28 protein-coding genes are annotated in these 26229 nt (G+C 43.9%); 10 read left to right on the forward strand and 18 right to left on the reverse strand.

Annotated elements, in window-relative coordinates:
• Window positions 1-68 precede the first annotated feature (68 nt).
• Window positions 69-1028, reverse strand: a complete 960-nt coding sequence (locus NV379_RS07350; protein ID WP_258206634.1) for a DMT family transporter — start codon at window positions 1026-1028, stop codon at window positions 69-71.
• Window positions 1029-1197: 169 nt separating this feature from the next.
• Between NV379_RS07350 and NV379_RS07355 the strand changes: the two genes are divergently transcribed.
• The 7 genes from NV379_RS07355 to NV379_RS07385 all read left to right on the forward strand — a co-directional run bounded on the left by NV379_RS07355 (window position 1198) and on the right by NV379_RS07385 (window position 7113).
• Window positions 1198-1428 carry a FeoA family protein gene (locus NV379_RS07355; RefSeq protein WP_258206635.1) on the forward strand — a complete coding sequence of 77 codons (231 nt, stop codon included), beginning with the start codon at window positions 1198-1200 and terminating at the stop codon, window positions 1426-1428.
• Window positions 1422-3425 carry a ferrous iron transport protein B gene (feoB, locus tag NV379_RS07360; protein ID WP_258206636.1) on the forward strand — a complete coding sequence of 668 codons (2004 nt, stop codon included), beginning with the start codon at window positions 1422-1424 and terminating at the stop codon, window positions 3423-3425. Before NV379_RS07355 ends, feoB begins: the two co-directional genes overlap by 7 nt.
• A gap of 17 nt (window positions 3426-3442) precedes the next feature.
• On the forward strand, window positions 3443-3616 hold the full coding sequence (locus NV379_RS07365; protein ID WP_258206637.1) for a FeoB-associated Cys-rich membrane protein: 174 nt from the start codon (window positions 3443-3445) through the stop codon (window positions 3614-3616).
• Window positions 3617-3721: 105 nt separating this feature from the next.
• Entirely contained in the window at window positions 3722-4885 is a 1164-nt protein-coding gene (locus tag NV379_RS07370) for an ABC transporter ATP-binding protein (protein ID WP_258206638.1), read from the forward strand.
• Entirely contained in the window at window positions 4882-5544 is a 663-nt protein-coding gene (locus NV379_RS07375; protein WP_258206639.1) for an ABC transporter permease, read from the forward strand. The genes NV379_RS07370 and NV379_RS07375 overlap by 4 nt, the downstream gene beginning before the upstream one ends.
• 19 nt (window positions 5545-5563) lie before the next feature.
• The gene (locus NV379_RS07380; RefSeq protein WP_258206640.1) at window positions 5564-6466 is read left to right on the forward strand and encodes a glycine betaine ABC transporter substrate-binding protein; all 903 of its coding nucleotides are present in this window, start codon (window positions 5564-5566) and stop codon (window positions 6464-6466) included.
• Window positions 6467-6483: 17 nt separating this feature from the next.
• Window positions 6484-7113, forward strand: a complete 630-nt coding sequence (locus NV379_RS07385; protein WP_258206641.1) for an ABC transporter permease — start codon at window positions 6484-6486, stop codon at window positions 7111-7113.
• 3 nt (window positions 7114-7116) lie between these two features.
• Here NV379_RS07385 and NV379_RS07390 read toward each other — a convergent pair whose 3' ends face one another.
• From NV379_RS07390 to NV379_RS07425, 8 genes are all read right to left on the reverse strand, one after another.
• Complete coding sequence (locus tag NV379_RS07390; RefSeq protein ID WP_258206642.1) at window positions 7117-8121, reverse strand: ABC transporter ATP-binding protein; 1005 nt, start codon at window positions 8119-8121, stop codon at window positions 7117-7119.
• Window positions 8122-8339: 218 nt separating this feature from the next.
• Window positions 8340-9131: an ABC transporter permease gene (locus tag NV379_RS07395; RefSeq protein WP_258206643.1), complete on the reverse strand. Its 792-nt coding sequence runs from the start codon at window positions 9129-9131 to the stop codon at window positions 8340-8342.
• Window positions 9128-9904 (reverse strand): ABC transporter permease, encoded by a 777-nt coding sequence (locus tag NV379_RS07400; protein ID WP_258206644.1) that lies wholly within the window; start codon window positions 9902-9904, stop codon window positions 9128-9130. Before NV379_RS07400 ends, NV379_RS07395 begins: the two co-directional genes overlap by 4 nt.
• Window positions 9905-10140: 236 nt before the next feature.
• Window positions 10141-11019 carry a carbohydrate ABC transporter permease gene (locus tag NV379_RS07405; protein ID WP_258206645.1) on the reverse strand — a complete coding sequence of 293 codons (879 nt, stop codon included), beginning with the start codon at window positions 11017-11019 and terminating at the stop codon, window positions 10141-10143.
• Between the two features lie 16 nt (window positions 11020-11035).
• Window positions 11036-11908 (reverse strand): carbohydrate ABC transporter permease, encoded by an 873-nt coding sequence (locus NV379_RS07410; protein ID WP_258206646.1) that lies wholly within the window; start codon window positions 11906-11908, stop codon window positions 11036-11038.
• A 1-nt stretch (window position 11909) separates the two neighbouring features.
• On the reverse strand, window positions 11910-13250 hold the full coding sequence (locus NV379_RS07415) for an extracellular solute-binding protein (protein ID WP_258206733.1): 1341 nt from the start codon (window positions 13248-13250) through the stop codon (window positions 11910-11912).
• 123 nt (window positions 13251-13373) lie between these two features.
• The gene (locus NV379_RS07420) at window positions 13374-14882 is read right to left on the reverse strand and encodes an AraC family transcriptional regulator (RefSeq protein ID WP_258206647.1); all 1509 of its coding nucleotides are present in this window, start codon (window positions 14880-14882) and stop codon (window positions 13374-13376) included.
• Between the two features lie 3 nt (window positions 14883-14885).
• On the reverse strand, window positions 14886-16643 hold the full coding sequence (locus tag NV379_RS07425) for a cache domain-containing sensor histidine kinase (protein ID WP_258206648.1): 1758 nt from the start codon (window positions 16641-16643) through the stop codon (window positions 14886-14888).
• 144 nt (window positions 16644-16787) lie between these two features.
• Here NV379_RS07425 and NV379_RS07430 point away from each other — a divergent pair, with 144 nt between their 5' ends.
• Window positions 16788-17426, forward strand: coding sequence for a DedA family protein (locus NV379_RS07430; protein WP_258206649.1), 639 nt, complete (start codon window positions 16788-16790; stop codon window positions 17424-17426).
• A gap of 52 nt (window positions 17427-17478) precedes the next feature.
• On the opposite strand, the gene NV379_RS07435 is transcribed toward NV379_RS07430, so the two are convergent.
• The 3 genes from NV379_RS07435 to NV379_RS07445 form a co-directional block, all read right to left on the reverse strand.
• Complete coding sequence (locus NV379_RS07435; protein ID WP_258206650.1) at window positions 17479-17664, reverse strand: hypothetical protein; 186 nt, start codon at window positions 17662-17664, stop codon at window positions 17479-17481.
• Window positions 17665-17757: 93 nt separating this feature from the next.
• On the reverse strand, window positions 17758-17892 hold the full coding sequence (locus NV379_RS07440) for a YjcZ family sporulation protein (protein WP_258206651.1): 135 nt from the start codon (window positions 17890-17892) through the stop codon (window positions 17758-17760).
• 147 nt (window positions 17893-18039) lie between these two features.
• On the reverse strand, window positions 18040-18873 hold the full coding sequence (locus tag NV379_RS07445) for an aldo/keto reductase (protein WP_258206652.1): 834 nt from the start codon (window positions 18871-18873) through the stop codon (window positions 18040-18042).
• A 132-nt stretch (window positions 18874-19005) separates the two neighbouring features.
• On the opposite strand from NV379_RS07445, the gene NV379_RS07450 reads away from it, so the two are divergent.
• Window positions 19006-19959, forward strand: a complete 954-nt coding sequence (locus NV379_RS07450; protein ID WP_258206653.1) for an L-lactate dehydrogenase — start codon at window positions 19006-19008, stop codon at window positions 19957-19959.
• Window positions 19960-20039: 80 nt separating this feature from the next.
• Here NV379_RS07450 and NV379_RS07455 read toward each other — a convergent pair whose 3' ends face one another.
• From NV379_RS07455 to NV379_RS07475, 5 genes are read right to left on the reverse strand one after another with little or no spacing between them, the layout of a single operon-like run.
• A complete protein-coding gene (locus NV379_RS07455; RefSeq protein ID WP_258206734.1) occupies window positions 20040-20429 on the reverse strand; it encodes a DUF350 domain-containing protein in 390 nt (129 codons plus the stop codon).
• A 5-nt stretch (window positions 20430-20434) separates the two neighbouring features.
• Complete coding sequence (locus NV379_RS07460) at window positions 20435-21094, reverse strand: signal peptide protein (protein ID WP_373426085.1); 660 nt, start codon at window positions 21092-21094, stop codon at window positions 20435-20437.
• Complete coding sequence (locus NV379_RS07465; protein ID WP_258206655.1) at window positions 21066-22286, reverse strand: glutathionylspermidine synthase family protein; 1221 nt, start codon at window positions 22284-22286, stop codon at window positions 21066-21068. Before NV379_RS07465 ends, NV379_RS07460 begins: the two co-directional genes overlap by 29 nt.
• Window positions 22286-23008, reverse strand: coding sequence for a hypothetical protein (locus NV379_RS07470; protein WP_258206735.1), 723 nt, complete (start codon window positions 23006-23008; stop codon window positions 22286-22288). Before NV379_RS07470 ends, NV379_RS07465 begins: the two co-directional genes overlap by 1 nt.
• Before the next feature lie 5 nt (window positions 23009-23013).
• Window positions 23014-23223 carry a hypothetical protein gene (locus tag NV379_RS07475; RefSeq protein ID WP_258206656.1) on the reverse strand — a complete coding sequence of 70 codons (210 nt, stop codon included), beginning with the start codon at window positions 23221-23223 and terminating at the stop codon, window positions 23014-23016.
• Window positions 23224-23455: 232 nt separating this feature from the next.
• Here NV379_RS07475 and NV379_RS07480 point away from each other — a divergent pair, with 232 nt between their 5' ends.
• On the forward strand, window positions 23456-23896 hold the full coding sequence (locus NV379_RS07480; protein WP_258206657.1) for a hypothetical protein: 441 nt from the start codon (window positions 23456-23458) through the stop codon (window positions 23894-23896).
• A gap of 68 nt (window positions 23897-23964) precedes the next feature.
• Here the strand turns inward: NV379_RS07480 and NV379_RS07485 are convergent, their stop codons facing one another.
• The gene (locus NV379_RS07485) at window positions 23965-26103 is read right to left on the reverse strand and encodes a HelD family protein (protein WP_258206658.1); all 2139 of its coding nucleotides are present in this window, start codon (window positions 26101-26103) and stop codon (window positions 23965-23967) included.
• Window positions 26104-26229: the final 126 nt, after the last annotated feature.

Raw genomic sequence — 26229 nt, forward strand, 5'->3', positions numbered from 1 at the left:
TATCGGATGAACCAAGGAGGTTAATCCAATGTCTATTCTAAGGGGTGCGCGTCATTTGTGAATGATGCTTATGATTGCACTGAATTTTGTACGGCTGATCTGCTAGCTTGCTTCTGCTTTCCATCTCGATTCACGATGACAATGCCTGTTACAACGAGCGCAAGTGCGATAAAGGCTGTGTATCGAACCTGTTCTTGAAGAAGTAACGCCGACAAGATGACGCCGAATACAGGCATTAAGAATAAGTACATCGACACCTTGCCCACCTTGTTGTACTTCATCACACTATTCCATAATACAAACCCCACAGCCGATAAGAAGGACAGATAAGCTAACATCCCAATTGCTTTAGGTGTAAACGTAAATGGAGCAAAACCTGCTTGTAATCCCCCTACGACAAGAAGTCCTATACCCCCAAGCAACATCTGGTACGAAGTCATGTACATGAGTTCCATCTTCTGTGCGACGCCCTTCGATAACACATTACCAAGTCCTCCACAGAACATCGATACCAGGAGCAATACCGCCCCCCAGCCGAATTCCGCTAAGAAATCGCCTTTGCCTAAATTCACAGCTAAGACGGCACTAAAACCGAGAATAATGCCGATCACTTTACGTGTAGTCAAGCTATCATTCTTAAACATAAAGTGCGCGACAATAATTTGAAAAAAGGACGTCGTCCCTGTAATAATCGAACCTTGTATTCCGCTAGAAATCGATATACCCACATATAGGAATAAATATTGTAAGAACGTTTGAATGAGTCCGAGCTTCGTAACACCACCAAGTGTACCTTTTTGCGGCATAATGCTCTTGCCGAGTACTTTCATGATAACCATAATGATCAGCGCTGCTGCAATAAATCGATACCCCGCAAACACGAACTGTTCGAATATATCCGATGAGCTGATTTGCAGCTCGACATAAGACTTTTTAATAAACGGGAATGAACTCCCCCACAGGAATGTCGCCGTAACTGCTGAGGCTAATATCCCGAGTGGATGGGTAAAAAATTGTTTGGCATTCATCTAAGCTAGCAACTCCATTCGCAAATAATAACAACCGATTATAGCACGTTTGCTAGACGGAAGAAATAAATACTTTATTAGTATACATTTTATCATTGCAGGAATTACTTAAACAATTTATAATGTTTTTGCATGATAATGATTATCAATATCGAGGTGTAATTTTATAATGAAGTTAGCTGACATTCCAGTAGGAAAATCTGTACGTATTACCGATGTTACAACCTTGAATGAACTCGTTCGAAGACGCTTAATGGATCTTGGCATTATGGAAGGTGCTGTTATCTCTCTTCGAAAAACATTGCCTTTCGGTGGCCCATTTACGATAGAATCAAGCGGGCAATGGATCGCCATTCGCCGCTCGGAAGCATGCCAGATCGCAGTTGAGGGTGTATGTTAACAGTCGCATTGGTCGGAAATCCAAATACAGGGAAGACCTCCCTATTCAATACACTTACAGGTTCTTATGAGTATGTTGGCAATTGGCCAGGCGTCACAGTCGAGAAGAAAGTCGGCGTCCTGAAAGGTAAGCGCGGTTCCTTAATTGACTTGCCGGGTGTATATTCGCTTAATCCTTTATCCAAGGACGAAGGAATTACCTCCCAGTTCTTAATGGATGAGCCATTCTCTACGATTCTAAATGTGGTAGATGCCTCACAGCTCGCACGAAACTTACAATTAACGATTCAACTCTTAGAACTTGGCAAGCCTATGATTATTGCAATGAACATGGTCGATGTTGCGGCGAATCGCGGTCTTGAAAACGATCCGAATGCTTTGAGTAAAGCCCTTCATATACCTGTTCTTCCTGTCGTAGCTCGCCTAGGCAAAGGAACCACAGAAATTTTCGAATACTTATCTTTGGAAAATACTTCTGTACAATCTCATGCGTTCCAGCTCGATTATGGGATTCTTGAGAACGATATTACAGCCTTGAGCAAGCAATTGCCCGAGCATGTAAGCAATAAGCGCTGGATGGCGCTTCAGTTTTTCGAAGGGAACAGTGTCGTGCGTCATGCACTTGAGGCGCATATCGATACTGCTGTATTGCAACACGCCTATGAGCAAGCACAATCACAAGTGAAGACAAGTCATCAAGTCAATAACTTACCACAGTTCATTCGCCAAGTACGTAGTCGCTATATTGACTCGCTCTTGAAACAATGCACGACTGAGTCAAAGCCAAAGCGTTCTTTACGCTCAGAGCAGATTGATACGATTGTCACGAATAAATGGTTAGGAATACCGATCTTCATCCTATTCATGTTCCTTACGTTCAAGCTTACGTTCGAGTGGATTGGGCAGCCCTTATCAGACTTACTCGATACTTTCTTTAATGGTCCACTCAAAGATGGCTTTGGCACTGCACTCACTGCGATAAATGCCTCTCCCTTCATTGAGTCACTTGTACTCGATGGGATACTAGCAGGTGTCGGCGGCGTACTTGTGTTTGTACCGCAAATTTTCATGCTGTTCCTGATTATCTCCTTTATTGAAGACTCAGGATACATGGCTCGTATTGCAACCGTAATGGATAAGCTGATGGAAGTGATCGGACTTAACGGCAAAGCCTTCATCCCGATGATTATCGGCTTTGGTTGCAATGTACCAGGAATTATGGCGGCAAGAACGATTGAACAACCGAAAGAGCGATTACTTACCGTTATTCTCACACCGCTTATGTCCTGTTCAGCACGATTGTCTGTATACAGCTTGTTTGTCGGTATCTTTTTTAAAGAGCATCAAGCATTAATCGTCCTGTCCTTATACTTACTAGGAATCGTCATTGCACTTGTCTTAGCCAAAATATTCTCGATGACCATTCTCAAGCAAGAACAATCGATGTTCGTTGTTGAGTTGCCACCTTATCGTATCCCGCAATTACGTACACTACTGCGCAGTACGTGGGAGAAGGGCAAAGGCTTCGTGAAGAAGGCAGGTACTTTCATCTTCGGAGGTTCTGTTGCGATCTGGCTGCTTAGTTATGCAGGACCAGGCGGTCTTGGCGTAGATATGAACGAAAGTTTCATGGCGATGATCGGTGGATTCATTGCTCCACTGTTTAGTCCACTTGGATTCGGCACTTGGCAGGCAGGCGCAGCGCTTATCACTGGGTTCTTAGCCAAGGAAGTCGTCGTCTCGACCATGAACATCATTTATATTGCTCCTGACACGCAGGCGCTCCAAACCGCTCTAGCAGGGCAATTCACACCACTTGGTGCTTATAGCTTTATCGCATTTATTCTGCTGTATATCCCATGTCTAGCTACGGTCGGAGTTATTCGTAAAGAAACAGGCTCTATCAAATGGACTTGGTTCTCGATTATATATGCACTTATCGTCGCTTATCTCATCTCACTTATCATTGTCGGTATTGGACATTTACTTGGAATGTGAAGGGAAGTGATTGAATCTTGGCTGCAAGTATTATTCTAGGTACAGTCATATTCGGCTATGCGGCTTGGACGCTAGTCCGATTCTATAAGAAAAGTAAACAAGGTAAATGCGCGGGATGCTCCATCGCAAAGACATGCCAATCCTCGTGCAGCTCTACTATCCAACCGAATCAACCAAACGGTCCTGCTTAAATGCAGGGTCTTTTTTTTATAGCAATGGAATTATCCTTAACTGGGTATATTATGTTTGTTTCACCGATCATTCCAGATACGAAAAAATGAGGTGCTCCAAGTCGTATGATCCGATTCGAAAAGGTAAGCAAACGATATGACAATGGTTATGTTGCGATAGAGTCACTTGATCTTGAGTTTGCCAAAGGACTGATCCATGTCTTGATTGGACCGAGCGGCTGTGGGAAAACTACGACCATGCGTATGATCAACCGGCTTAACGTCCCATCTTCCGGCAAAATATATATCAACAACAAAGATATTTCCCAGATTGATCCTGTTGAGCTGCGCCGCAGCATTGGATATGTCATTCAGAGCATCGGACTTTTCCCCCATATGACGATTGCGAGAAATGTAGCCGTCGTTCCTCGCCTGTTGAAATGGGATCAAGCACGCATCGATAAGCGAGTCGATGAGCTGCTTGAACTGGTTAACTTAAGTCCAGATACATATCGCTCTCGCTATCCATCTGAGCTAAGTGGGGGGCAGCAGCAGCGTGTCGGGGTTATTCGCGCATTTGCTGCTGAGCCTGACATTATCGTCATGGACGAGCCATTCAGTGCCCTTGATCCGATCTCACGCGAGAACTTGCAGGATGAACTTATTCGCCTGCAGCAAGAGCTAAATACAACGATTATTTTCGTGACACACGATATGGATGAAGCGATTAAGCTTGCCGATAACATGATTCTGATGAAAGACGGATTTGTCGTGCAGCAAGGTCGTCCTGAGCATATTTTGCGGCATCCAGCCAATGATTTCGTCAAAAGCTTTGTCGGTAAACAACGCTTGATGGAAGACTCGCTCTCCGAGAAAATCACTGTCGATGAAGTCATGGCTGAGTATCCAGTTACGGCTTACCCTTCCCGTGGTTTAGCGGAAGCGATTAAGATCATGGAAAGACGCCGCGTCGATTCCCTTATTATTGTAGATCGCAAGCATGTGCTCCTTGGTCATGTGTCTATTTTCCAAGTGATCGAACGATTTAAAGAAGAGAACATCACGATAGGCGATTTGGCGACGCCATTCGAGCATGTTGTGGAACAAGGGTCTGATTTACAATCGGCACTTCAATTACTCACGAATCAGCGATTGCCGTTCATTCCTGTCGTAGCTGATCACAACCGATTTGTTGGCTTAATTACGAAAGGAAGCGTTGTACGTTATATTGCGGATGTATATGGAGCAGAGTCTGAACCCTCTCCAGTAGAAGGAGGAGCTTCCGAATGAACACCATTTGGACAACACTGCAGGAACGATCAGCCGATATCCTAAAGGCAGTTGGTGAACATCTATATATATCAGGAGTATCCGTATTCTTCGGCATTCTAGTTGCGATTCCAATCGGGATCATGCTAGCAGGCAACAAGGTCAAATGGATCAACAGTGCGGTATTCACCATCGCGAACATCCTACAAACCATCCCCAGCCTTGCCCTGCTCGCGATTCTCATCCCACTGCTTGGCATCGGGACCTGGCCGGCGATCTTTGCCTTATTCCTCTACTCCCTCATGCCACTCATGCGCAATACATTCGCTGGCTTTGAGGCAGTTGACCCTGGGATCATCGAAGCAGCTAGAGGGATGGGCTATAACGCACAGCAACGATTGTTTCAAATCCAGCTTCCGCTCGCATTTCCATACATCATGGCTGGAATTCGCACGACGACGGTGTATATCATCAGTTGGACAACACTGGCTACGTTAATTGGAGCTGGTGGGCTAGGACAGTTAATTTTCTCAGGTATGGGTGTGAATAAGAAGGAGTTAATTATTATAGGTGCTCTGCTCGCTGTTATATTGGCACTCATGATGGACTTTCTACTTGGTCTTGTTGAAAAATGGGTCTCGCGTAAAGTCAGAGTAAGCCCTGCATCCAGTTCTGTTTAATCCGTCTAGGAGGAAGCATATGCACAACTTAAAGCTCAACTACCGTTGGGGCATGATCATCGTCATTCTTACCTTGATAAGTACGCTTACCGCTTGCGGAAACAAGGATCTCATTCGTATTGGTACCCAAACGTACTCCGAACCGAAGATCATTGCCCAGATGTACAAGCTGCTGATTGAGGATCGTACCAATCTGAAAGTGGACGTCTTGCCCGATCTTGCTTCAAGTGCCGTCATTGTAGGTGCACTGAATCAAGGCGATATTCAATTAGCCACATTGTATAGCGGCGAAATCTTTAATAATTATTTTCCAGTACAAGCAACGAATGATCGTGCAGAAGTGTTAAGACAAGCGCAAGAAGGCTTCCTCACGCACTATAATTTCAACTGGTTTAATCCTTACGGATTCGAGAATACATACGCATTCACAATGCGTGAAGAAGTGACAAAGCAGGATCACATCGAGCAAATCTCTGACCTCACAGACACAGCGAAGAACTATAAGCTTGGCGTGGATACGACGTGGCTAGAGCGCGAGCAAGATGGTTATAAGGCTTTTACGAAAAAATATAACCTAGCCTTTGGCAAGACAATTCCGATGGAAATTGCTCTTGTCTATCAAGCCGTAGCGACTGGCAATGTGGATATTGTGCTCGCCTATACGACCGATGCAAGACTCAAAGCCTACAAGCTCAAGTCGCTGAAGGACGACAAACACTTCTTCCCACCATACGATGCTTCCCCAGTTATGCGGAAGGATTTACTCGATAAGCACCCGGAACTCGCAGAAATTATTGGTCTATTGATTGGTAAACTTAGCACCGAGACGATGATCGATCTGAACTACGAGGTGGACGTAAATAAACGTAATGAGAAGAAAGTCGCCGAAGATTATTTGAAGAAACTCGGACTGCTGAAATGATGGGAGGGTAACATGCGATGCAATTATTTGTGAACTATGTAAGTGAAAATTGGCTCGATCTGCTCAGTCTAACCTATGACCACATCGTGATGGTTCTGTGTGGACTATTGCTTGCACTCGTATTTGGCATCCCGCTTGGCATGATTGCTGCTCGAAATAAAGTGCTGGCTGCAATCATCCTTACGCTTGCGAATGTGGTTCAAGTGTTCCCAAGTCTTGCGCTGCTTGTGCTGCTAATGGTTATCTTCGGTCTTGGCTTCAAGACTGTAGTCATTGGGCTATTCCTCTACTCCCTCATGCCTGTCATTCGCAGTACGTATATCGGACTGACCCAAGTAAACCCTAGCATCTCTGAAGCTGGAAAAGGGGTCGGCATGACTCGGCTGCAACTCCTGTTTCAAGTGCAGCTTCCGCTTGCCGTCCCCTATATTCTAACTGGTGTACGTGTGTCTGCTGTTATTGCCATTGGCGTTGCCACGATTGCCCCGCTAATTGGTGGTAGCGGGCTTGGTCGAGAAATTTATTCAGGGATTAACATGGACAACAGCGCGCGGCTGTATGCCGGTGCGATCCCTGCCTGCCTTCTTGCGATTGTGACCGACTTCTTGTTCGGTAAGTTGCAGCAAAAGTCTCAGATTGTGAAGTAACGCTTAGGCGTACAGCATTTTCTTCACAGGCTGTGCCTGAATACGATGAATGATTTCTTCGAAATCAGGCTCTTTGAGATGCACATCGTCCATCTCGCCCCAGTCACTAACGATTCGTAGTACATCCATCGGCTTGATCTCCTGTCGATTGCAATGAATCATTAAGTAGTCACTACCATATTCCTTTATTTCAAAAGGAAACTCCGAAGCTGTCCACTTCGGAACATGTACCTGCCCCACAAAGCTAACGCGCATAATCGTCGGCAAGCCGATCTGATCGCGCAAAGAATCAATTGAACCATCGTAGCTAATACGTCCCGATTCAATTACAATCACTCGCTTACATAGCTGCTCAATATCGTCCATATCATGTGTCGTCAGTAGGATTGTCTTACCAAGATCTTGATTGAGTGTGTGAAGAAAGCCGCGTATATTTTTCTTCGCTGTTACATCTAGTCCGATTGTCGGTTCATCGAGGAACAGAATGTCAGGGTCATGGAGTAGTGCCGCTGCCAAGTCCGCACGCATCCGCTGTCCGAGTGACAACTTACGTGCTGGAGTCGTTAGGAACTCATCAAGCCCTAGTAGCTCACTTAATTCCCCTAATCGCTTCTTCTTTACATCTTCACCAATCCCATACATCGCGGCGAGAATGTCATACGTATCTTTGGTCGGCAGATCCCACCATAACTGACTACGCTGCCCGAATACGACACCAAGGCGCTGCACCACCTGACGTCGGTCTCGCTGTGGACTAAGTCCATGAATCGTAATCTCGCCAGCACTTGGATGAAGAATACCGGTCAACATCTTTATTGTCGTCGACTTCCCCGCTCCATTGGGTCCGATGTAGCCAACAAAATCTCCTTGTTCAATTGTGAAGTTTACGTTCTGCACCGCTATTTTCTCTGTATATCCCCTTGTAAAGAGACTTCGTATCCCTGCAAATCGCCCTTCTTTGACAATGGGGAGTTTAAATGTCTTCTGCACATTGTTTACGATAATCATTTATCCGTTCACCTCTACCTTTTTCATGGAACGCTTTGCGAGTTCAAAAAGTAGTGTCACTACAGAGAAAAAAGTATTTCCGGTCGCTGTCTCAATCGTGAATTTTGAATTTATTTTATTGTATTTTCACGATTTCAAAGGCGAACACTTCGTTCCTACAATACATTTTTTCTCTTACGTTTTGCTTTTTGAACTCGCTCTTGCTAATCACGCACTCTTCAAGTCCCTGTGCTCTGGTACTTCGTAATCCCAAACCGCCAGAAGGCGAAAGAAATGGCGAAGAACGCGATAGCCGCAATTGGGATGACTCCGATTACCCATAGCCCATATTCATTCCGTAAAATGGCAAGGGCAGGCACATAGTTCGTCAGACCAACTGGAATTAACATTAGCAGGATTCCCTTGAACCACTTCGGATACAGTTCAAGCGGATACTGAGCCGCCGTTCTTGCTGCATCTTCGGTCATCGTCTGCAATTCATCCACACGCGTCGTCCAGAAACCTACGGTTGCTGTGGCAAGTCCAATTGCAAACAAGATGATCGAGCCAGATAGCACCGTGATAATTGTCAGAGGAATCGCCGTCCAGTCAATCTGTCCACTGTGCATCATCGTTCGCATCGCGAAGTAGAGGACAAGTAAGCTTTGTCCAAATTCAGCAAACAAGATTTTGAAATTTTGCGACATGAGTGCAAGTAAGACAGGAATCGGACGCAGTAGAAGCGAGTCAAAGTTGCCTGTAACTAAATATTTTTCAAGATGATGCACATCACTTGCAAGCGAACGATAGATCGCTTTGGACATCATAATGACGCCATACAAATAGGCAACCTCTGCAATTGACCACCCTTTAATGCTGCCGAATTTCATCAGCACAAGCGCAATCATCAAGAATTCAGATGCCGATACGAACGCTGCTAGTACAGTTGAGATGAAGAAGTTCATTTTATATTGCATCTGACTTCTGAGGCTTGCTCGAATGAGCAGCCCATACATTTTAAGCATTTTCATCCACCCTGCACCTCCAACTTACGCTGCAAGAAGCGAGTCATGAGTAGACAGAAAAAAGTAAATCCGATGCACCATAGCAGTGAAATAAACAGCACAGAGGGTGCGATTCTGCCTAAATACAAATTTGTTGGATAGTACAGCATACTTGGATACGGTGATGCTAAGCTGATCGTACGCAGCCAAGCTGGCAGCCATTCAATGGGAATGAAGAATCCGGATATAAGCATGCTGAGCGCATAATTGACCCAGTATAGCCATCTAGATTCGGTTGTCCACATGCTAATGAGCCCGATCATGTATTGGATACAGATCGAGATGTATGCTGCCATAACGAGCGCCAGAGTCGTCCAGAGATAAGTTGAGACTTGATTTGGAAGAGATAGCGAGAACATGAAGTAATAGAGGATGTAAATCGGAAGAAACTTGTACACGAATTGATAAGCAACCTGTCCCCACGCTTGACTTAACTTTTGCGTAAACAGATGTGTCGGTCGCATCACATCAAGTGCGATTTGACCTGTTCGGACGGATTGTTCGATCCCAAGACCTGCTGGCAAGAAGCCAGTTATCCATAGAACCGCTTGGTTGAAGGCAATGTATGCCGTCATCCCTACTGCTGCCTTAGCCCCCAGTTCACTGCTGCTGCCGATCCCAGCCCAGATCGCAACATACATAAACCCGAAGATTAGACTTGCTGCATTCTTGATCATATGTGCACCCCGATATTGCAGGTTGCTGACATACGTCTTTCTTGCGAGCACATAAAATAACATCTTTTGCACCTCCAGTTCGTTTCATCCTTTGACAATAAAACTTACATGTGTGCGTGAAATGCGCGTATAGAGCGAAGGTTTACATCATACCAAATCCACCAATAAATTGGCAATCATTATTTTTCACTTTTCAAAAAAATAATAAATAGCAAAAAGACACTGACTGCTAACAGTCCGTGCCCTTCCCTATACTAACTCTCTTTCTAACTTTCTATTTATCTAACCTTTCTAACCTTTTAGCCTTTCACTGAACCAGCTAACATACCCTTCATAATTTTCTCTTGAAAAATCACATATATCACGAGCGTTGGAATGACGGATAAGGACAACGCTGCCAGCGTTAACTTGTAATCAGAACCGAAGCCGTCGGAGAAGACGGATAAGCTAAGCGGAAGCGTTTTTAAAGAAGGCTTACTAATAAACACGAGTGCAAAGGCATAATCATTCCAGAATCTTAAGAACGCTAGAATCGCAACCGTTGATAAAGCAGGCATCGAAAGTGGCAGCATGATCCGACCGAATATCCCCCAATACCCTGCACCGTCAATTAAAGCAGCTTCTTCAATTTCCTTGGGAAAAGCCGACATAAACGCCGTTATAATGAAAAGCGCTATCGGCAGCTCGAACGCGATATACGGTAATATCAGTGCTAATCTGCTATCTAGTAAACCCATTTGTTTCAGCAAAATAAACAGTGGAACGAGCGTACTATGAACAGGTATGAGCATCCCTAGTACAAATAAACCAAGCACCCAGGTCTTAAACCGAAAGTTAAATCTTGCGAGTATAAACGATGCTAATGCACCAATCAGTAGAGTAAGCACTAACGAAATTGCCGTCACGACTATCGAATTAACAAAAGCGGTTCCCATTCCAGCTACTTTCCAAGCCCGGGTAAAATTCTCGAAATGCAGTGTAGTCGGCAGCCCAAATGGGCGGGAGAAAAACTCTTCATTCGTTTTAAATGCACTAATAAACAGCCAGATGAGCGGATACAACGTGAGCAAGGCATAAATCGTAATGATGACCCAAATCACCGTGTTTCGAACCTTTTTTAAAGCATGAACTCCGCTCAAGATCGAGGAGGCTTTCGATGTGTGAATGGCAGGCTGCATCTGTGTACCTCCTCCTTTACAATTGATTTCGTTTGTTATTCATCAACAATTGACTACCTGCGATCAGTGCCAAGCTCAATATCACAATCAAGGTAGAAACTGCACTGCCGTACCCATAGCGATAAATCGTAAACGTGTTGTTGTACATGTACGTCGCGAGTAATTCGGTCGAATGTGCCGGCCCTCCGCCTGTCATAATGAATATGAGATCGAATGCTTTGAGTGAACCTGATATACAGAGCACGACTGCGACTTTAATCGTATTCCAGATCATCGGTAATGTAATGGCAAATAGCTTGCGAGAACCTGTCGCTCCGTCAATGCGAGCTGCATCATGAATTTCACTTGATATGTTCTGAAGGGCTGCAATAAATAAGATCAAGTAAGGACCAATATTCGCCCAGATGATCGGCACGCCTAGCGAGAACATGTTAATTTTCGGATCAGATAACCACTGCATTTCCCAAGAACTAAGCCCTAAGAAGTCCAGTAAGAAGTTAATAATTCCGATCTGTGGGTGGTACATATATCCCCATATAATCCCGATGACAACAGAGGATAGCACCATGGGAACGAAGATCGAAGCTCGGATAAATCGCTGGAAGAACGAGTTCTTGAATAGAACTAATGCAAGCAGTAACGCTATCGGAAGCTGCCCAAATATCGAGAAACCGACAATATACAAGTTATTGACGAATGACTTCCAGAACATCGGGTCTTGAAGCGCCTCTGTAAAATTTCCAAACCCGATATACTTCGCAGCGCCAATCCCTTTCCAGTCAAAGAATCCATAATACGCCGACCAGACAATCGGTACGAGTACGAAAATTACATACAGTATAACGGCAGGTAGAAGACCAATGATGATAAAGCGCTTCGCCCTTGTCATCTTATTTACCAAGCGCCTTCGCTTGTGCGTCTTGGATTTTCTTCGCTACATCCTCTGGTTTCGCACCAAGTAGAAGCTCCTGCAAGCCATTATTAACCGCATCTGTTCCAGCAGAAGTTAAATAGCCATCATAAACCGGTGTACGCTTCACTCTGCTCATTAGCTCATACACTTCTGCAAATAGTGAGGATACCTTGCTCTTATCCAGATCCACTTTATAGCTGACAAGGTTGTTACTCTCTAGCGTCTTCTTCTGCGCTTCTGGACCTGACATCGCATAGATCAGATCGTGAGCTGCTTTCTTCTGATCACCAGCTGCCACTTTCTTGCTTAGACCAAGACCTGATCCCACTGCACTGGACGTCGATTGTGGATCGCCTTTACCACCTGGAATCGAAGGAAGAATCGTTGCCCCAACCGAATCCAAGAATTCCTTGGACGAGTTGCCCGCTAAATTCGTTACTCCCCAACCGCCTTCAATCATCATCGCCGCTTTCCCTTGAATGAATAGCTGCTCCATCTGTGTACCATCTATCGAGTTAAAGCCTTCTTGGAAAGCCCCTGCTTTACCTAAGTCCTGCAAGTACGTTAGTGCCTTAACAAATTCAGGGTCCGTGAACTTCGCTCCGTCTTGCTTCACCGCTTTCCGGAACCAATCCGAACCTGTTACACGGTCTCCTAGTGAGCTAATGATACAAGACTGTGCCACCCAGTTTGCTTTGTTACCAAGGGCAATTGGAATCAAATTCTTTTTCTTGAGTGTATCTACCGCTTGCAGCAATTCGTCCCAAGTTGTAGGCGGTTTCAATCCATTTTGCTCGAAAATTTTCTTATTATAATAAAGAATCGAAGTTGGGGATAAGCCCATCGGTGCGCTGTATGTCTTACCATCAACCGTAAAATCGTCAAACGCATTCGGCATGAATCCGTTCTTCCACTCCGACTTACTGTCCAGCAGATCATTCACCGGTTGGATAAGCTCCCCCGATACGAACTCTCTAGTAATCGTACCCGGCTGCATAATGAAAACATCTGGCATCTCATTACCTGCAGCAACTGTCTTAAGTCTTGCCTTATATCCATCTGGAGGAATGGCTTGAATTTCTAAGTCCACATTCGGATGATCCTTCTGATACTGCTCAATGATGCCTCGCATCGCCTTCGCACGAAGATCTTCACCTGTAAAGTTATGCCACAAAGAAAGTTTTACTTTCGCCCCTGCTGGTGCTTTCGTTTCACTTGGCGCTCCGCTTGCAGCTGGCGTATTCGTACTTGCTGCTTCCTGACTACCACAACCTGCAATTACACCCGTTCCGAGTACAACAGCTAAACTCGACATCATCAATTTACGTTTCACGAGATAACCTCCCCTTTGTAACCTGCATTTCTATCTTTACGTATTCAGTATAGAAGCTGATAGGGTCGCCACATAGGGGATATAATTCAGCTTACGGGTAGACAAAGTTCAGTATTTATGACGATATTCCGAAGGGGTTTTACCCATATACTTTTTAAATTGTTGGCTAAAGTATTTGATGTCCTCATAACCGACTTCCTTCGCAACCTGACTAATTTTAATTGAAGACTCATTTAAGATTTCGACAGCTCGGTGCATTCGCTCCCTTGTTACGAACTCCAAGTACGTTAACCCTGTCTCACGCTTGAACACCTCAGAAAAATGATTCGGGTTCAAGTGTACATAACGTGCTACCTGTTTCAACGTTAAGCTCTGATCGAGATTGCTGCGAATGTAATTCATACTGCGCTGCACATAGGAGAATCGGTCGTTTACCACTTCTACACGATGTGTTTCCATAATGACCGACATTGATTTGAATAGCGACTCCTCCATCATCTCGCTGAGCTCTGTGAATGTCTCGGGAGGTTTGCACAACTGAACCTGATCCAATCTACTCGCATGCAGCATTCTCTCTAACCACCGATGACCCGAGATAATGATTGAATTTAAAAATGCAGTAAGCGATATCGGTGTTACGTGTTCATCAGATAACTGAGCTTGAACCATCTGGTGAATCCATTGCCGCAACTCAATCTGACCTCCACTATTTAGTATCGCTGCAAGCTCACCCTCTTCTTCTCTGGAACAGACTGTGCGTCCACCAACCCTTCCTTTTATCTGATCATAATCAACAAACTGATCGGGCTCGAATATAGGCTGGAAATCAAGAACATACGCAGCCTCCTTATACGAGGTATGTAATTGTTCCAATTGCGATACACTTGATCCCACTGCTGCATAGAGCGAGCATTTCAATTTACGCATGAGCCTTGTCAGCGCCAATTGAAAGGCATCCAAGCTGCTGATAATGACGACCAAATGCCCATCAGAGAGCCAAATTTCACATTCTAAGAGCTCATATAGCATGTTGCTAACAGCAAACAGCAGTAGTCCATATTCCTCCCAACCTGAGGGTCTGATACAAGCGACATTCAGCCTTGTACAACACTTAAGCTTCTTAAATATAGTTGCAGCTTGCTGAATGACTAACGCATCCGACTCGCCTTCAACGACCAATTGTTCAAACAATCGGCTGCGAAACGCACTTTGCTGCATATGATCCTGTTTCAACAACTCCCATTTACTCAAAATACGCTGCTTCGCTTTCACAGCTGTTCGCATAATTTCATCTGGGCGACTTGACTTTAGCAAATAATCGCTCACTCCCGCACGTAACGCTTGCTGCGCATATGTAAATTCATCATATCCAGTTAGAATGATCACTTCCGTATACGACCAGGCTTCCTGAATGGCTGCTGCAAGCTCAAGTCCGTTCATCGCGCCCATTCGGATATCGGTAAACACAATCTGTGGACGTTCTATAGGAATACGATTCAGCGCTTCTTCGGCAGAGGCAGCAGGCGTCAGCACCTCAATTCCAATCTCACTCCAGTTCAATACCGTGCTAAGCCCTTTACGAATAATGATTTCATCATCAACAATGAGTAATTTCATCACTTAACCACCTTTCATGGCAGGAATCGAGAACGTAACTCGTGTACCTTTTCCAAGAACACTATCAATTTGAAGACCCGCAACATTACCATAATGAAGAACTAATCGGCGATGGACGTTACGCAGCCCGTAATTCGCATGAAGCATCACTTCGTGATCAATAGGGGCATTCAATTGTGCTGTTATTTCACTCAACTTTTGTGGTTCAATACCAACTCCCGTATCCTCAACGATACAACGAATATCTGACCCCAGTTGATCGATATGCACATATATTTGACCAACAGTGCCCCCTTGTTTCTGAATACCATGAATCATCGCATTCTCAATTAATGGTTGCAGCAATAATTTCAGAATGGACTTACTACGCAGCTCTGGATCAACGTAGAAGGTAACCTCGAATTGATTGGGAAAGCGGATCATTTGAATTTGGACATAGTTATGCGCATGAGCCACTTCTTGATGGATCGCGCAATATTCCTCTCCTTTATTCAAGCTAAACCGAAGAAAATCACTTAAAGCCCCTACCATTTCCGCGATTTGTCCATCTTTACTCATGAGCGCCATCCAATGGATGGACGATAATGTGTTATATAGAAAGTGTGGATTGATCTGCGCTTGAAGGGCTTGCATATCCGCTTCCTTCTTACGCGTCTCATTGCGAGTGACTTCCTCCTTCAACCATTCCATACGATCTCCGAGCTTGTTGTAGCTGTGTATAAGCATCCCAACTTCATCGGATGTTGTCACGGGATAAGTTGGAATCGACTCATCTGGATTCACATTGCGAAGGTATTTACTCAAGTTCAATAGCGGCTTCGTTACCTGTTGGACGAAACTTAGGACAAGAATCATAATGAGTACAATCGCGACTCCAACCGCAACTGCCGTTAATTTAAGAACATACGTATTCTGAGCTTGATACTCACGAAATGGTATCATCCCAACAGTCGTCCAGTTCACATAAGGTACTTTGTCATAGAGCACTGTTCGCTTTTCCTGACTTGAAGTATCATTCATCGTTCCTGACTTTTCCGTAAATCCACCTACACCGGGAAACAACTCACCAAAGTCATGATTGAGCCAGCTCCTATTACTGCCTGCAATCACTCGGTTGTTACTGTCTAATAATGCAATAAAGCTACCCTCATCCATCTCCGACTTCATCAAATACTTCGTTAGTTCTTGTTGGTCAATGGAAATAATGAGCATCCCCATTTCATGGAATGTGTTCATGTTGCGAATAGGGCGAACGAGTGAAATTACCTTTTTGACGCCCATTGGGGTATTATTTTCATAGAGGGAAGACCACCACTTGGAATGAGCTTGGAAGTAATCCGGCTGCGTGTCTGTAATTAATTTGAGGTTTGATTGTAAAATAGCCGTATTCGTAAACGGTTCCCCTTGCAAGGGGCGAATTGTAATATTGGATATATACGTCTTGGAAAAAGCTAAATTCGTTAGAAAACCGTTGATTTCATTCTGTTTCTTCGCTGTCACTTCAGCGCCGCTTAAATATTGCTGAATGTTATCTTGACCAATCAAGAATAGCGACATATTCTCTACATCCTGTACAATAAACTCAAAGTTCGTATTGATCTGCCGCAGCATATTCATCCCTGACTGCTTAGCTTTATCCTCAGTTACTGCCGCTGCAATCAAATAGGATACAAAACCTAGAGACAATAACGGAATCAAGATGATAACAAGCAACATGAACGAGAGCTTACGTTTGAGCGATTTACCGAGCCACCGCTTCATCCAGTCACCTCCAACGTAAATTTAATTTTCAGATAATTTAGCAATTACTATGAATTACGATCATAAAGAAAAAGAAACTTTCATTCCTTTTTCACGTACACATAAAGTAGATCGGCAGTTCGCCGTATGGCATAGGAGGCAATCATGCAAGTTATTCAGGACTTATTCCATCAACATGGCTATTACGTATTGTTTTTCGGTCTTCTATTAGAATTCATTGCCCTTCCTTTTCCAGGGGAGACCACGATGGCATTTGCAGGGTATTTATCTTATGAAGGCATATTTCAATGGGAATGGCTTGTCCTACTCGCTTTCTTAGGTACGACAATTGGCATGACCATCACCTATTTCATTGGTTATTTTGTTGGAATGCCTTTCGTCAAAAAATATGGCAAGTGGGTTTTCCTCAGCCCTGAGAAAATTGATAAAACGAAGTTTTGGTTTGATAAATATGGTTATGCACTCATCTTTATTGGCTATTTCATACCAGGGGTGCGTCACTTCACCGGCTATTTCTCTGGTATTGTTCGACTACCGTTTCGGAAATTCGCTTTCTTCTGCTATACCGGAGCACTGTTTTGGGTCCTACTATTCATCTGGATCGGCAAGCTGTTCGGTCCTCAATGGGAAGCTATGTTCCATCTATTCGAACGCTATGCCAAGATTGGTGTCGTTGTACTTGCTGTACTTGTACTCCTCTATGTATGCGTGCGATACCGCAAGCCAATTATCAAGTGGGTACGCCAACTCGCGCGTAGCAAAAACTCCAAATCCATTAAATAATTTAAACTTTGATACTAAAAAAGACCATCTCTCGATGGTCTTTTTCATATGCCTAGGAACCCCCAGTACGTCTACGTTGGTTATTCGGCTTCTTTTTGTTTTGTGTTTTCATTGCATGCGGTTGGTTACCGCCACCAAACCCACTTGGGTTATTCGCTGCTTGCTGTTTCTTCTCAGCTAGCTTCTGTTTAATTGCGTCAGCTAGGCTAATTTTTTTTGGTTCATTAGTTTCAGTCATGGATACACCACCCTTGTACGCGATACGGCATTAACCTCATTGTAAACTTTTTTGCCAATCACGACAAGTGCGTACCTATAACTCGCTTAATCATTATCTACAAGGAAATACACAAGAAATAATCACTAATAATATAAACAAAACAAGAATTGTACCTGTGTTGGAACGACGACCAACAGGTTCTACTACTTCATCACATCCACAACCGCATCCACCTAATACGCCCATTTTCAAATCCCCCTTCCCAGTGCATGAATCCAACATCCTTTGCACATTTTTATTCTATGAATTCGCACAGGGAATGATTGGACGTTTAACAGGTAAATAAAACAGGCTACCGCATATATACGATAGCCTGCAAATTCTTACTCTTTTTTAGAACAAAAATTGATCCGGATCTGGACCAAATCTACGGTTTTCATTCAAAGCATTCAAGTGAACCATGTCTTCAGATGAAAGTTCAAAATCGAACACATTCCCGTTCTCTTGAATACGCTCTGTACGAATCGACTTCGGAATCGTCACAACACCTTGTTGAATATCCCAACGAATGATAATCTGTGCAGGTGATTTCTTGTATTTATCAGCAAGCTCCGTAAGAAGCGGTAAGTCTAAGTTACCTTGCATCAGTGGGCTCCATGCCTCAAGCTGAATACCTTCTTGCTTACAAAATGCGTGTAGCTCAGGTTGATTCAAGAGTGGATGATATTCCACTTGGTTCACCATTGGCTTAATTTCACAGTTTGCGATTAAATCTTGTAAGTGATGAACATGGAAGTTACTTACGCCAATCGCTCTTACCTTACCGTCTTTATATAGCTTCTCAAGCGCACGGTATGTATCGATGAATCGAGCGGTTCCCGTACCTGGCCAGTGAACCAAATACAAGTCTACATAGTCTAGGTCCAGCTTCTGCAAGCTAGTCTCAAATGCTTGAAGCGTAGTCTCATAACCTTGATCATCATTCCATACTTTAGTCGTGATAAATAGTTCTTCGCGAGTCACACCGCTTGCCTTAATACCGCGACCCACACCTTCCTCATTCTTATATATGGCTGCTGTATCGATACTGCGATAACCTGCTTCGATTGCGGAGCATACAGCATGTTCGACTTCCTGTCCTTCTTGCGTTTTCCATACGCCTAGTCCAAGCCAAGGCATACGAACCCCATTATGAAGTGTCGTTGAATCTTGAATATGAGTTACCATAAATTGAAACCTCCCCCAAAGGAATGTCCCTACATCGGGCACTCCTCTCATCATACCATAATTATGAATAAGATTTTATATCGATCAGCATCCTAAGTTGTGATTAAGAAATAGGTTGGAGGAATCAAGCTTATGGACGATTGTCAATTTAAAGTCAGCCGCGTCGCGCTTGTCGGCTCGGGTGCAGTAGGGGCCAGCTATGCCTTTGCCCTGCTTAATCAAGGGATTACAAGCGAACTGGTCATTATAGATCGTAATTTTCAAAAAGCAGAAGGCGATGCCATGGATTTAAATCACGGACTCCCTTTTAGCCCGTTATCCAAAATTTGGGCTGGTGACTATGAGGATTGCGGAGAGGCGGATATCGTCGTCATTACTGCGGGTGCTGGTCAAGCACCTGGGGAAACGCGTATGGACCTGATTAATAAAAACTCTCGCATCTTTAAAGATATCATCGCAAGCGTTATGAATAGTGGATTTAAAGGGATCTTCGTAATCGCAACGAACCCTGTAGACGTCCTCACTTATGTCACATGGAAGTACTCGGGACTTCCTGCATCACGCGTCATTGGATCTGGCACGATCCTAGACACAGCTCGTTTACGCTTCCTACTCGGACAAGAATTTGACGTCGATTCACGTAACGTACACGCGTACATAATGGGTGAACATGGTGATACAGAGCTCCCCGTATGGAGTAATGCGAACATTGCTGGACTTTCTCTCATGGAGTACAAAGCACAGCATAACAATCCAACAGATGAGCGCTTAGAAGAAATTTTTGTCCAAGTGCGTGATGCAGCCTATCATATTATTGAACGTAAAGGTGCGACTTACTACGGAATCGCTATGGGGCTAGCGCGTCTCACCAAAGCGATTCTCAATAACGAGAATTCGGTATTCTCCGTCTCTGCCTTGTTAGATTCCGAGTACGGACTTGATGATGTATATATCGGAGTCCCCGCTATCATTAACCGTGATGGTATTCGAGAAGTTCTGAAATTGAACTTATCCGATACAGAACAAGAGAAACTACACCATTCTGCAACTGTACTCAAGAAAGCAATTGCATCTCTAGATCTATAAGTTAAAGCAAAACGACCGTTGATCTACTCGAGCCTCTAGCTCCAATAATCAACGGTCGTTTACATGACTACATGCTCTTTTTAAATAATCAAACTGCTAATTGAAATACTAATGCCTACATAAACCATGCTCAGCAGCACACCAACTGCTAGATTTCCATTCTTCAAGTGCTCCGAGATTTTAAGCCCTGGTGTAATCAATTCAAAGATCCAATACGCAATAAGTAAACAGACATACCCGACTGCAAACCATAATGCAAGATGAAGGATCGAAGAATTCGTGTAAGCGGCAATACCTAGAATAATGCCTGTTGCAATGAATTTACCACCCATCGCAAGACCAACTGCCGTATTCCCCTTCTTCAATTCCTCTAAATCGTTAAACGGCGTTATCCAACTAAAGACTAACATCCCGATCATTTGTAAAATAATAATAACTGCAATGCTTATCGCAATATCAAGCACGACGATTCCCGTCACTCAGCCCACCCCCGAAATTTGGCCATCGATAAATCATAGTTAGCAAAGTCATGCACTTCTTCAAGCACAACTTTAACTTGTTTCTTATCTTTCAACTTCCCATAACGCGCATCGTCGATCGGCTGCTTAACGACATGACCTGAAGGCATCTTCACAACAGCGAATTGTCTGAACTTTCCGTCCATCTCCGTCTTATACACGCCGACTAAATCAACGTCTGTCGTTAAATTTACTTTCAATTCTTTCAGATCAGTCTCTGCTTCAGCCTTTGACTTGTAAGTCTTAATAGACTGCCATTTGGACAACTTAATATCATTGCGCTTATCATCGCGAGTTGTCATCTCAGCTGACATGAACTGCACGATCCATAATTTATCGCCTGTTGCATAGTTGTTGTCATTGGTCAGCATTTCATTATCCGGCAAAATCGTCATATCTGCCCCAATGAGATCGCCGACTGTGCCTTCCACAATCTTATAATCCCAAGGCAGCGTTTCATTTCCTGTAGACGATTCTGCTCCTGCGCTTGTCGTATTTGTATTACCTGAGCCAGACTTATTGGGATTAATGAATAGCCCAATTGCAAGCAATACCACAAATGCGATACCCAGCCCAATGAATATTTTCTTATATCGTGGATCCATCTTCTGCCTCATGTTCATTCACCCCAATCGCTACAAAATGGCTGCTGTTACCCGTGATAAGTCCACCTGCACGACCCAGCAAGCCACATGGTTTGCCATGGATAACGAAAACTCCTGTTAATAAATGAAACGATCCGCTTGCAAGTTCAATATGTGGCAAATCTGCTCTTTTTTGATACACACGGCTAAAGAATTGACTCGTGTCAACGCCCGCTGTATCTTGAACATCCAATTGTCCTTCTGTATCGAACATTTGCACAGAACCGCCTTCTCTTCCAAACATCGACTTGGACACATAACTGTGATCGAATATTGGCTTATTGTAGGTAGGCAGCATGAATCGCTCAATATAATCATGTTCTTTCTCATCAAAAAGATCGACTTCAAGTTCATGCAGACCCCAGATTAATGCCTGTAGACCTTTAGATTGCAGAATAATAGCGTGAAGCGAATTAAACAGCTCCACATGACGATTCTCAATGGAATAGGCGAATGCTTCGCCACCATCGTCAATTGCCATCCATTCCTTCGGATACAAGGCAAATAACCGCTTAATGGCAATACCATTCGCGTCTTTTAGCACGCCTTCATCGACCCATAAATCTAAGCAATCGATCATTTTAATATCTAGACCGCTATGTTTAGCGAGCATATCTACAGTTCCCGTGTCTTCAAGGTGTTGACCATAACTGACACATGCCACATACTCTGGCTGTTCAACTGCCCATGCATCACGAACAAGGCTTGCCATCTCGTTATTCGTTGTGTACTTCTCGTATTGCTTACACATCCAAGGTGTCACAACCGATGATTCCACATACCCTGTTGGTGTATCCGCATTAAGCTCCAATAATTTGATGTTTCCATCATGTCCTATTGCAAAATCAAACCGCGCATAGCGGCTCATCTGCCCGAATTCATTCGGATCTAACCAATCGAGCCCATCCCACAGCACTTCAGGAATAGATAACACTTGATATAAATCTTCTTTACCAATGACAAAGCGTGCTGCTTTATCAAAAATGTTCCAAAGGATCTGAGAAGCATCCATCAGTTCATCATGTGTCTTGCGATCCATCGTTACTAATTGATCGATCCAATACTTCTCCTCTTCAATATCTGCCCACGTAAATCCCATTGCGGCAAGTTCTGCAACGCGAGCATCACGATCTTCATGCGGTGAACCGACTACATGCCATACCATTAGCCGCCGAAGCTCCCGCTTGACGAGCTGCCAGAGGATTTTCCCGATGAGGATGATCCAATGCTGCCTGAGGAACTTGAACTACCAGATGAACCGGATGAAGATGACCCGATGCCGCTCGATTTCCCACCGATACCACCTGAAGTTGAAGAAGTAGATTTATTGCCCGCTGATGCCCCACGTCTAACAATCGATCCCGTTGAATTCGAAGTTTTAGGTGCAACTTGCGAGTTCGGTTTTGTCTTATTCTGGAACGAGCTGTTATCGTAGCTCTTCGGTTTGTATGACGACCCGCTTCCGAAGACGTAAGCTGGACGATTCGCATAATATTGACTAGAAGAATACACACCACCACGGTTAAAGATTAAATGATACAAGAGCAGATCATCCCAGCCGAATCCACCCGTATGCACGATCGTTGAACCACTGCCGCTTGATCCACCATTATTCGTTGGTGTTGGAGTCGGAGCGACATTCTCACCCTTACTTAAAACTGGAAGAGGCATGTTCCAATCTGAGCTTGGATCGAAGAACGCTTTCACTTCATCCGAAGACCATTCCACTAATTTTGCACTTGGAGCTGCTGTTTCACCGATCACCAGTGGCGTAAATGCCAAGTTCGCAAGTAATACAAGACCCATCGATGTGGATAACACTTTTAGGGGCTTTCCTTTGTAATGCCAATAAGATCGTTCTTGTTTCTTCTCACTCATTCCAGTCATTCCTTTCACGGTCTTTGTGCGGATACGACGAGCAGTTCCATCACTTCCTTGTCTACATTAATCCGACCTTCAATCATTTCATACTCTTGCTCATTGATCGTGATGTAATTCGTGTGATTAAGTAAGCCTAACAATTCTGAACTCCACTTCCGCTGATCAATACACGAAAGTTCTCCACTTTTTAACTTTTCATACACTATGACTTCAGTTCCCATCGCTAAAAGCCTCCATTTCGACAAGCATTTCTATAGGATTGTAATACGTACTATTTTATCATATGTTTCAACACTTACAGATTAATATCCTTGTTTTCCTTCATTTCACAATCATTTACATCGATTTTACTTACTTTCGTAAAGGGGTTTTTTCATCAGGATTACCCGTCCAATCCAATGCGGTCGCCAATCATATGATGTGGATATAACAAAGAAAAGAGGTGACTCAATAATGGGTGGTAAATTTTTAGATTCACAAATCTCACAAAATGGTAGCTTTACTGGCTCAGTTGGTATTGGTGTTACTAGTACTCCAGCGTTGTTCGGTACTTTAGGACTTATTACTTCTGGAGCAGGTGCTCACCTTCGTGTGCAATTTACAGCTACTGTAACTGTATCCTCCTTAGTTTCCGTTTTAACACCAGTAACAATCCAGATCTTCAGAGGTACTGGCGTAGGTGCAACTCTCGTATATTCCGCTACTGAAAGCTTGCCTCTTGGTTTGCTTGTTCTTAGTGAAACGGTATTTACAGCAACCGGTTGTGACTATCAACCTCCTAACCCAGATGGTTTCTTAATTTATCAGGCATTTGTTAGCATTCCTGCTGGTCTTGCTATTCTTCCTGTTCGTACAGGTCCAGAAAGCTTTAACGCTGCTGCTTACTCTGACTAATTCTATGAAAATGAAAATGATCGCATCTCCCTTGCTTCTTAAGGGAAGTGCGATCATCTTTTTTTATTTTATGAAGAAGGGACAAGCGGTGTTGGCTTACCTTCATACAACACCCATAGCTCATGAAGCGCACGGGTACAACCTACATATAGTAATTTGGCATCCATCATATTCGCTTCATAATGACGGTCATCCGCATCCATTACAAGTACCGCGTCAAACTCTAAGCCTTTGGACAAATAGATAGGCAGTACAGATATACCACCTTCATATTTGCTCTGGCTGCCATCGATCAAGTGAATGTCCAGTCCTTTTTCCTTGAGCTCTGTATAAAGAGCAACAGCCTCTTCAAGTGTACGTGTAAGCAGTGCAGTCGTATTGAATGCTCGTTCTTTGAATTCATTCAGTGCATCCGAAATTAGCCCGAATTGCTCCGCTTTCGTGTAAGGAGTCACTCGTACAGGCTGTCCACTGCGGAACACAGGTACGGCAAGTAGATCTGTCTTAACGCCGCGAACTAATATTTCATTTGCAAACTCAATAATTTCCGTCGTGGAACGATAGCTGCGCGTAAGCGCGAAGTAAGCCGTCTCTTCAGGGGTAAATAATGCCTGCATCTCATTCCAATCTTGAATACCTTGGTACGCATGAATTCCTTGCGATAAATCACCTAAGATCGTGAAGGAGTGATTGCGTACGAACCGATCCAGAACTGCAATTTGCAGCGGCGAGAAATCTTGGGCTTCATCAATAACGATATGATCGAATTGATCTTCACCTGCAATCTCGTGCAACTGCACGTGAATATACAGGAGAGCTGCCAAATCTTCGGTAAGCACTTGATTCTTCTTCAAATATTTGCGTGTATCGGTTGCAACTTGAGGCGGAATTTCACTCACAATTTCATTCGGGAGTTCCATCTTTGGTTCCGCTTGGAACATGGCCTTATACATAGTTAACGCATCGAAATTCGGCCATTTATTCGCATAAGTCTTCATGCGCTGTGATGCTTTTTTCTTATTTTCCTTGAGCTTCACTGCTGAATAAATCTTCTTGAGTTCCATCTCTACCCAGCGGTTAATTCTCGCCATCACACGATCCTTACGTTTAGCAAGTGCATAATGCTTGTATTCCTCATCAAACCAGACTCGAATCGTCTTGTACGGAAGCACCGCGCCATCCCATGGAGAGAAGTCTGTATCCGGCACTGAATTTATTTCTAACAACTTCACACTTTGATCAACGAGATGCTGAAGTCGAATGGATCCTTTAAATCTTCCCGACACATCATCATTAAGCTCTGGGCGATTGTCTATTGTGCCGAACCATTTGGATAACAATGCGGTCGATGGTGCTAACTTCGCCTTCAGATCAAGCAAGTTCATTGCCCAATCTGGGAATGTGCCCTGCTGAATATTGCCCACACCAAGTTCGGGCAGTACATCCGAGATGTAATTTAAGAACATATGGTTCGGTGCGAAGATGATCATCTTCTCTGCGCGAATCTGCTCTTGATATTGATATAACAAGAACGCAAGTCGGTGAAGTGCGACCGTCGTCTTCCCACTACCGGCAACCCCTTGAATAATAAGGGCTGTATTCTTCGCCGCGCGAATGATTGAATCTTGTTCCGCTTGGATCGTCGATACGATATCGCGCAAGCGATTGTCTTTATTTTCACCTAATCGATATAACAAAAACTCGTCATTTACCGAAGGTTGGTCACTTTCTCGGTTATACGTGTCTACAACACGCTGTAAGATTTGTTTGCGAACGACCAAATTTCGTTTTAGATAGACGAGTCCTTCAATAGTTCCTTCTGGTGCTTCATACTGAGCGGGACCTTCTCCTCCTGTAAAGGAGTAGAACAGGCTGGATATAGGTGCACGCCAGTCAATAACAAGTGGTGTCTCCTTGCCTTTACCTTCTTCACCTTGATTCACACCTACTTTACCAATGTAAAGCTCTGCGGTGTTCGAATCGTTGGTAGCTTGGAAATCCATACGTCCAAAGTACGGTTCCTCTGCTGCCTTAGCTAGCCGCTGCCTGCGAACTTCACGGCTGTCTTCCAATACTTGCTCGGTAAAGTCATCACCGGTATACTCCGGAATACTTCTTAGCCATTTGAGCTGGCTTTCGATCTCAAGCTTTGTTGCATCTAACCGCTTGAGCTCTTCTTGATAGGCACTATGAAACGTGTCAGTCACTTTCAGTTACCTCCTAAGAATGAATTTTCTGAATATCTTTAAGTGCAAAGAATAATCAATATACCCTATCCAGTTGTGAAAAGCAAGAAAAAAAAGCCATCCTTATGGATAAGCTTTTTCTTCCAA

Origin of the sequence: Paenibacillus radicibacter, assembly GCF_024721995.1 — a bacterium.
Classification (GTDB): domain Bacteria; phylum Bacillota; class Bacilli; order Paenibacillales; family NBRC-103111; genus Paenibacillus_AM; species Paenibacillus_AM radicibacter.

Excerpts from the sequence above, each read along its gene's own strand:
- NV379_RS07350 (WP_258206634.1), bottom strand. The coding sequence starts at position 1,028 with ATGAATGCCAAACAATTTTTTACCCATCCACTCGGGATATTAGCCTCA.
- NV379_RS07355 (WP_258206635.1), top strand. The coding sequence starts at position 1,198 with ATGAAGTTAGCTGACATTCCAGTAGGAAAATCTGTACGTATTACCGAT.
- feoB (WP_258206636.1), top strand. The coding sequence starts at position 1,422 with ATGTTAACAGTCGCATTGGTCGGAAATCCAAATACAGGGAAGACCTCC.
- NV379_RS07370 (WP_258206638.1), top strand. The coding sequence starts at position 3,722 with ATGATCCGATTCGAAAAGGTAAGCAAACGATATGACAATGGTTATGTT.
- NV379_RS07375 (WP_258206639.1), top strand. The coding sequence starts at position 4,882 with ATGAACACCATTTGGACAACACTGCAGGAACGATCAGCCGATATCCTA.
- NV379_RS07380 (WP_258206640.1), top strand. The coding sequence starts at position 5,564 with ATGCACAACTTAAAGCTCAACTACCGTTGGGGCATGATCATCGTCATT.
- NV379_RS07385 (WP_258206641.1), top strand. The coding sequence starts at position 6,484 with ATGCAATTATTTGTGAACTATGTAAGTGAAAATTGGCTCGATCTGCTC.
- NV379_RS07390 (WP_258206642.1), bottom strand. The coding sequence starts at position 8,121 with ATGATTATCGTAAACAATGTGCAGAAGACATTTAAACTCCCCATTGTC.
- NV379_RS07395 (WP_258206643.1), bottom strand. The coding sequence starts at position 9,131 with ATGAAAATGCTTAAAATGTATGGGCTGCTCATTCGAGCAAGCCTCAGA.
- NV379_RS07400 (WP_258206644.1), bottom strand. The coding sequence starts at position 9,904 with ATGTTATTTTATGTGCTCGCAAGAAAGACGTATGTCAGCAACCTGCAA.
- NV379_RS07405 (WP_258206645.1), bottom strand. The coding sequence starts at position 11,019 with ATGCAGCCTGCCATTCACACATCGAAAGCCTCCTCGATCTTGAGCGGA.
- NV379_RS07410 (WP_258206646.1), bottom strand. The coding sequence starts at position 11,908 with ATGACAAGGGCGAAGCGCTTTATCATCATTGGTCTTCTACCTGCCGTT.
- NV379_RS07415 (WP_258206733.1), bottom strand. The coding sequence starts at position 13,250 with ATGATGTCGAGTTTAGCTGTTGTACTCGGAACGGGTGTAATTGCAGGT.
- NV379_RS07420 (WP_258206647.1), bottom strand. The coding sequence starts at position 14,882 with ATGAAATTACTCATTGTTGATGATGAAATCATTATTCGTAAAGGGCTT.
- NV379_RS07425 (WP_258206648.1), bottom strand. The coding sequence starts at position 16,643 with ATGAAGCGGTGGCTCGGTAAATCGCTCAAACGTAAGCTCTCGTTCATG.
- NV379_RS07430 (WP_258206649.1), top strand. The coding sequence starts at position 16,788 with ATGCAAGTTATTCAGGACTTATTCCATCAACATGGCTATTACGTATTG.
- NV379_RS07435 (WP_258206650.1), bottom strand. The coding sequence starts at position 17,664 with ATGACTGAAACTAATGAACCAAAAAAAATTAGCCTAGCTGACGCAATT.
- NV379_RS07440 (WP_258206651.1), bottom strand. The coding sequence starts at position 17,892 with ATGGGCGTATTAGGTGGATGCGGTTGTGGATGTGATGAAGTAGTAGAA.
- NV379_RS07445 (WP_258206652.1), bottom strand. The coding sequence starts at position 18,873 with ATGGTAACTCATATTCAAGATTCAACGACACTTCATAATGGGGTTCGT.
- NV379_RS07450 (WP_258206653.1), top strand. The coding sequence starts at position 19,006 with ATGGACGATTGTCAATTTAAAGTCAGCCGCGTCGCGCTTGTCGGCTCG.
- NV379_RS07460 (WP_373426085.1), bottom strand. The coding sequence starts at position 21,094 with ATGAGGCAGAAGATGGATCCACGATATAAGAAAATATTCATTGGGCTG.
- NV379_RS07465 (WP_258206655.1), bottom strand. The coding sequence starts at position 22,286 with ATGGTATGGCATGTAGTCGGTTCACCGCATGAAGATCGTGATGCTCGC.
- NV379_RS07470 (WP_258206735.1), bottom strand. The coding sequence starts at position 23,008 with ATGACTGGAATGAGTGAGAAGAAACAAGAACGATCTTATTGGCATTAC.
- NV379_RS07475 (WP_258206656.1), bottom strand. The coding sequence starts at position 23,223 with ATGGGAACTGAAGTCATAGTGTATGAAAAGTTAAAAAGTGGAGAACTT.
- NV379_RS07480 (WP_258206657.1), top strand. The coding sequence starts at position 23,456 with ATGGGTGGTAAATTTTTAGATTCACAAATCTCACAAAATGGTAGCTTT.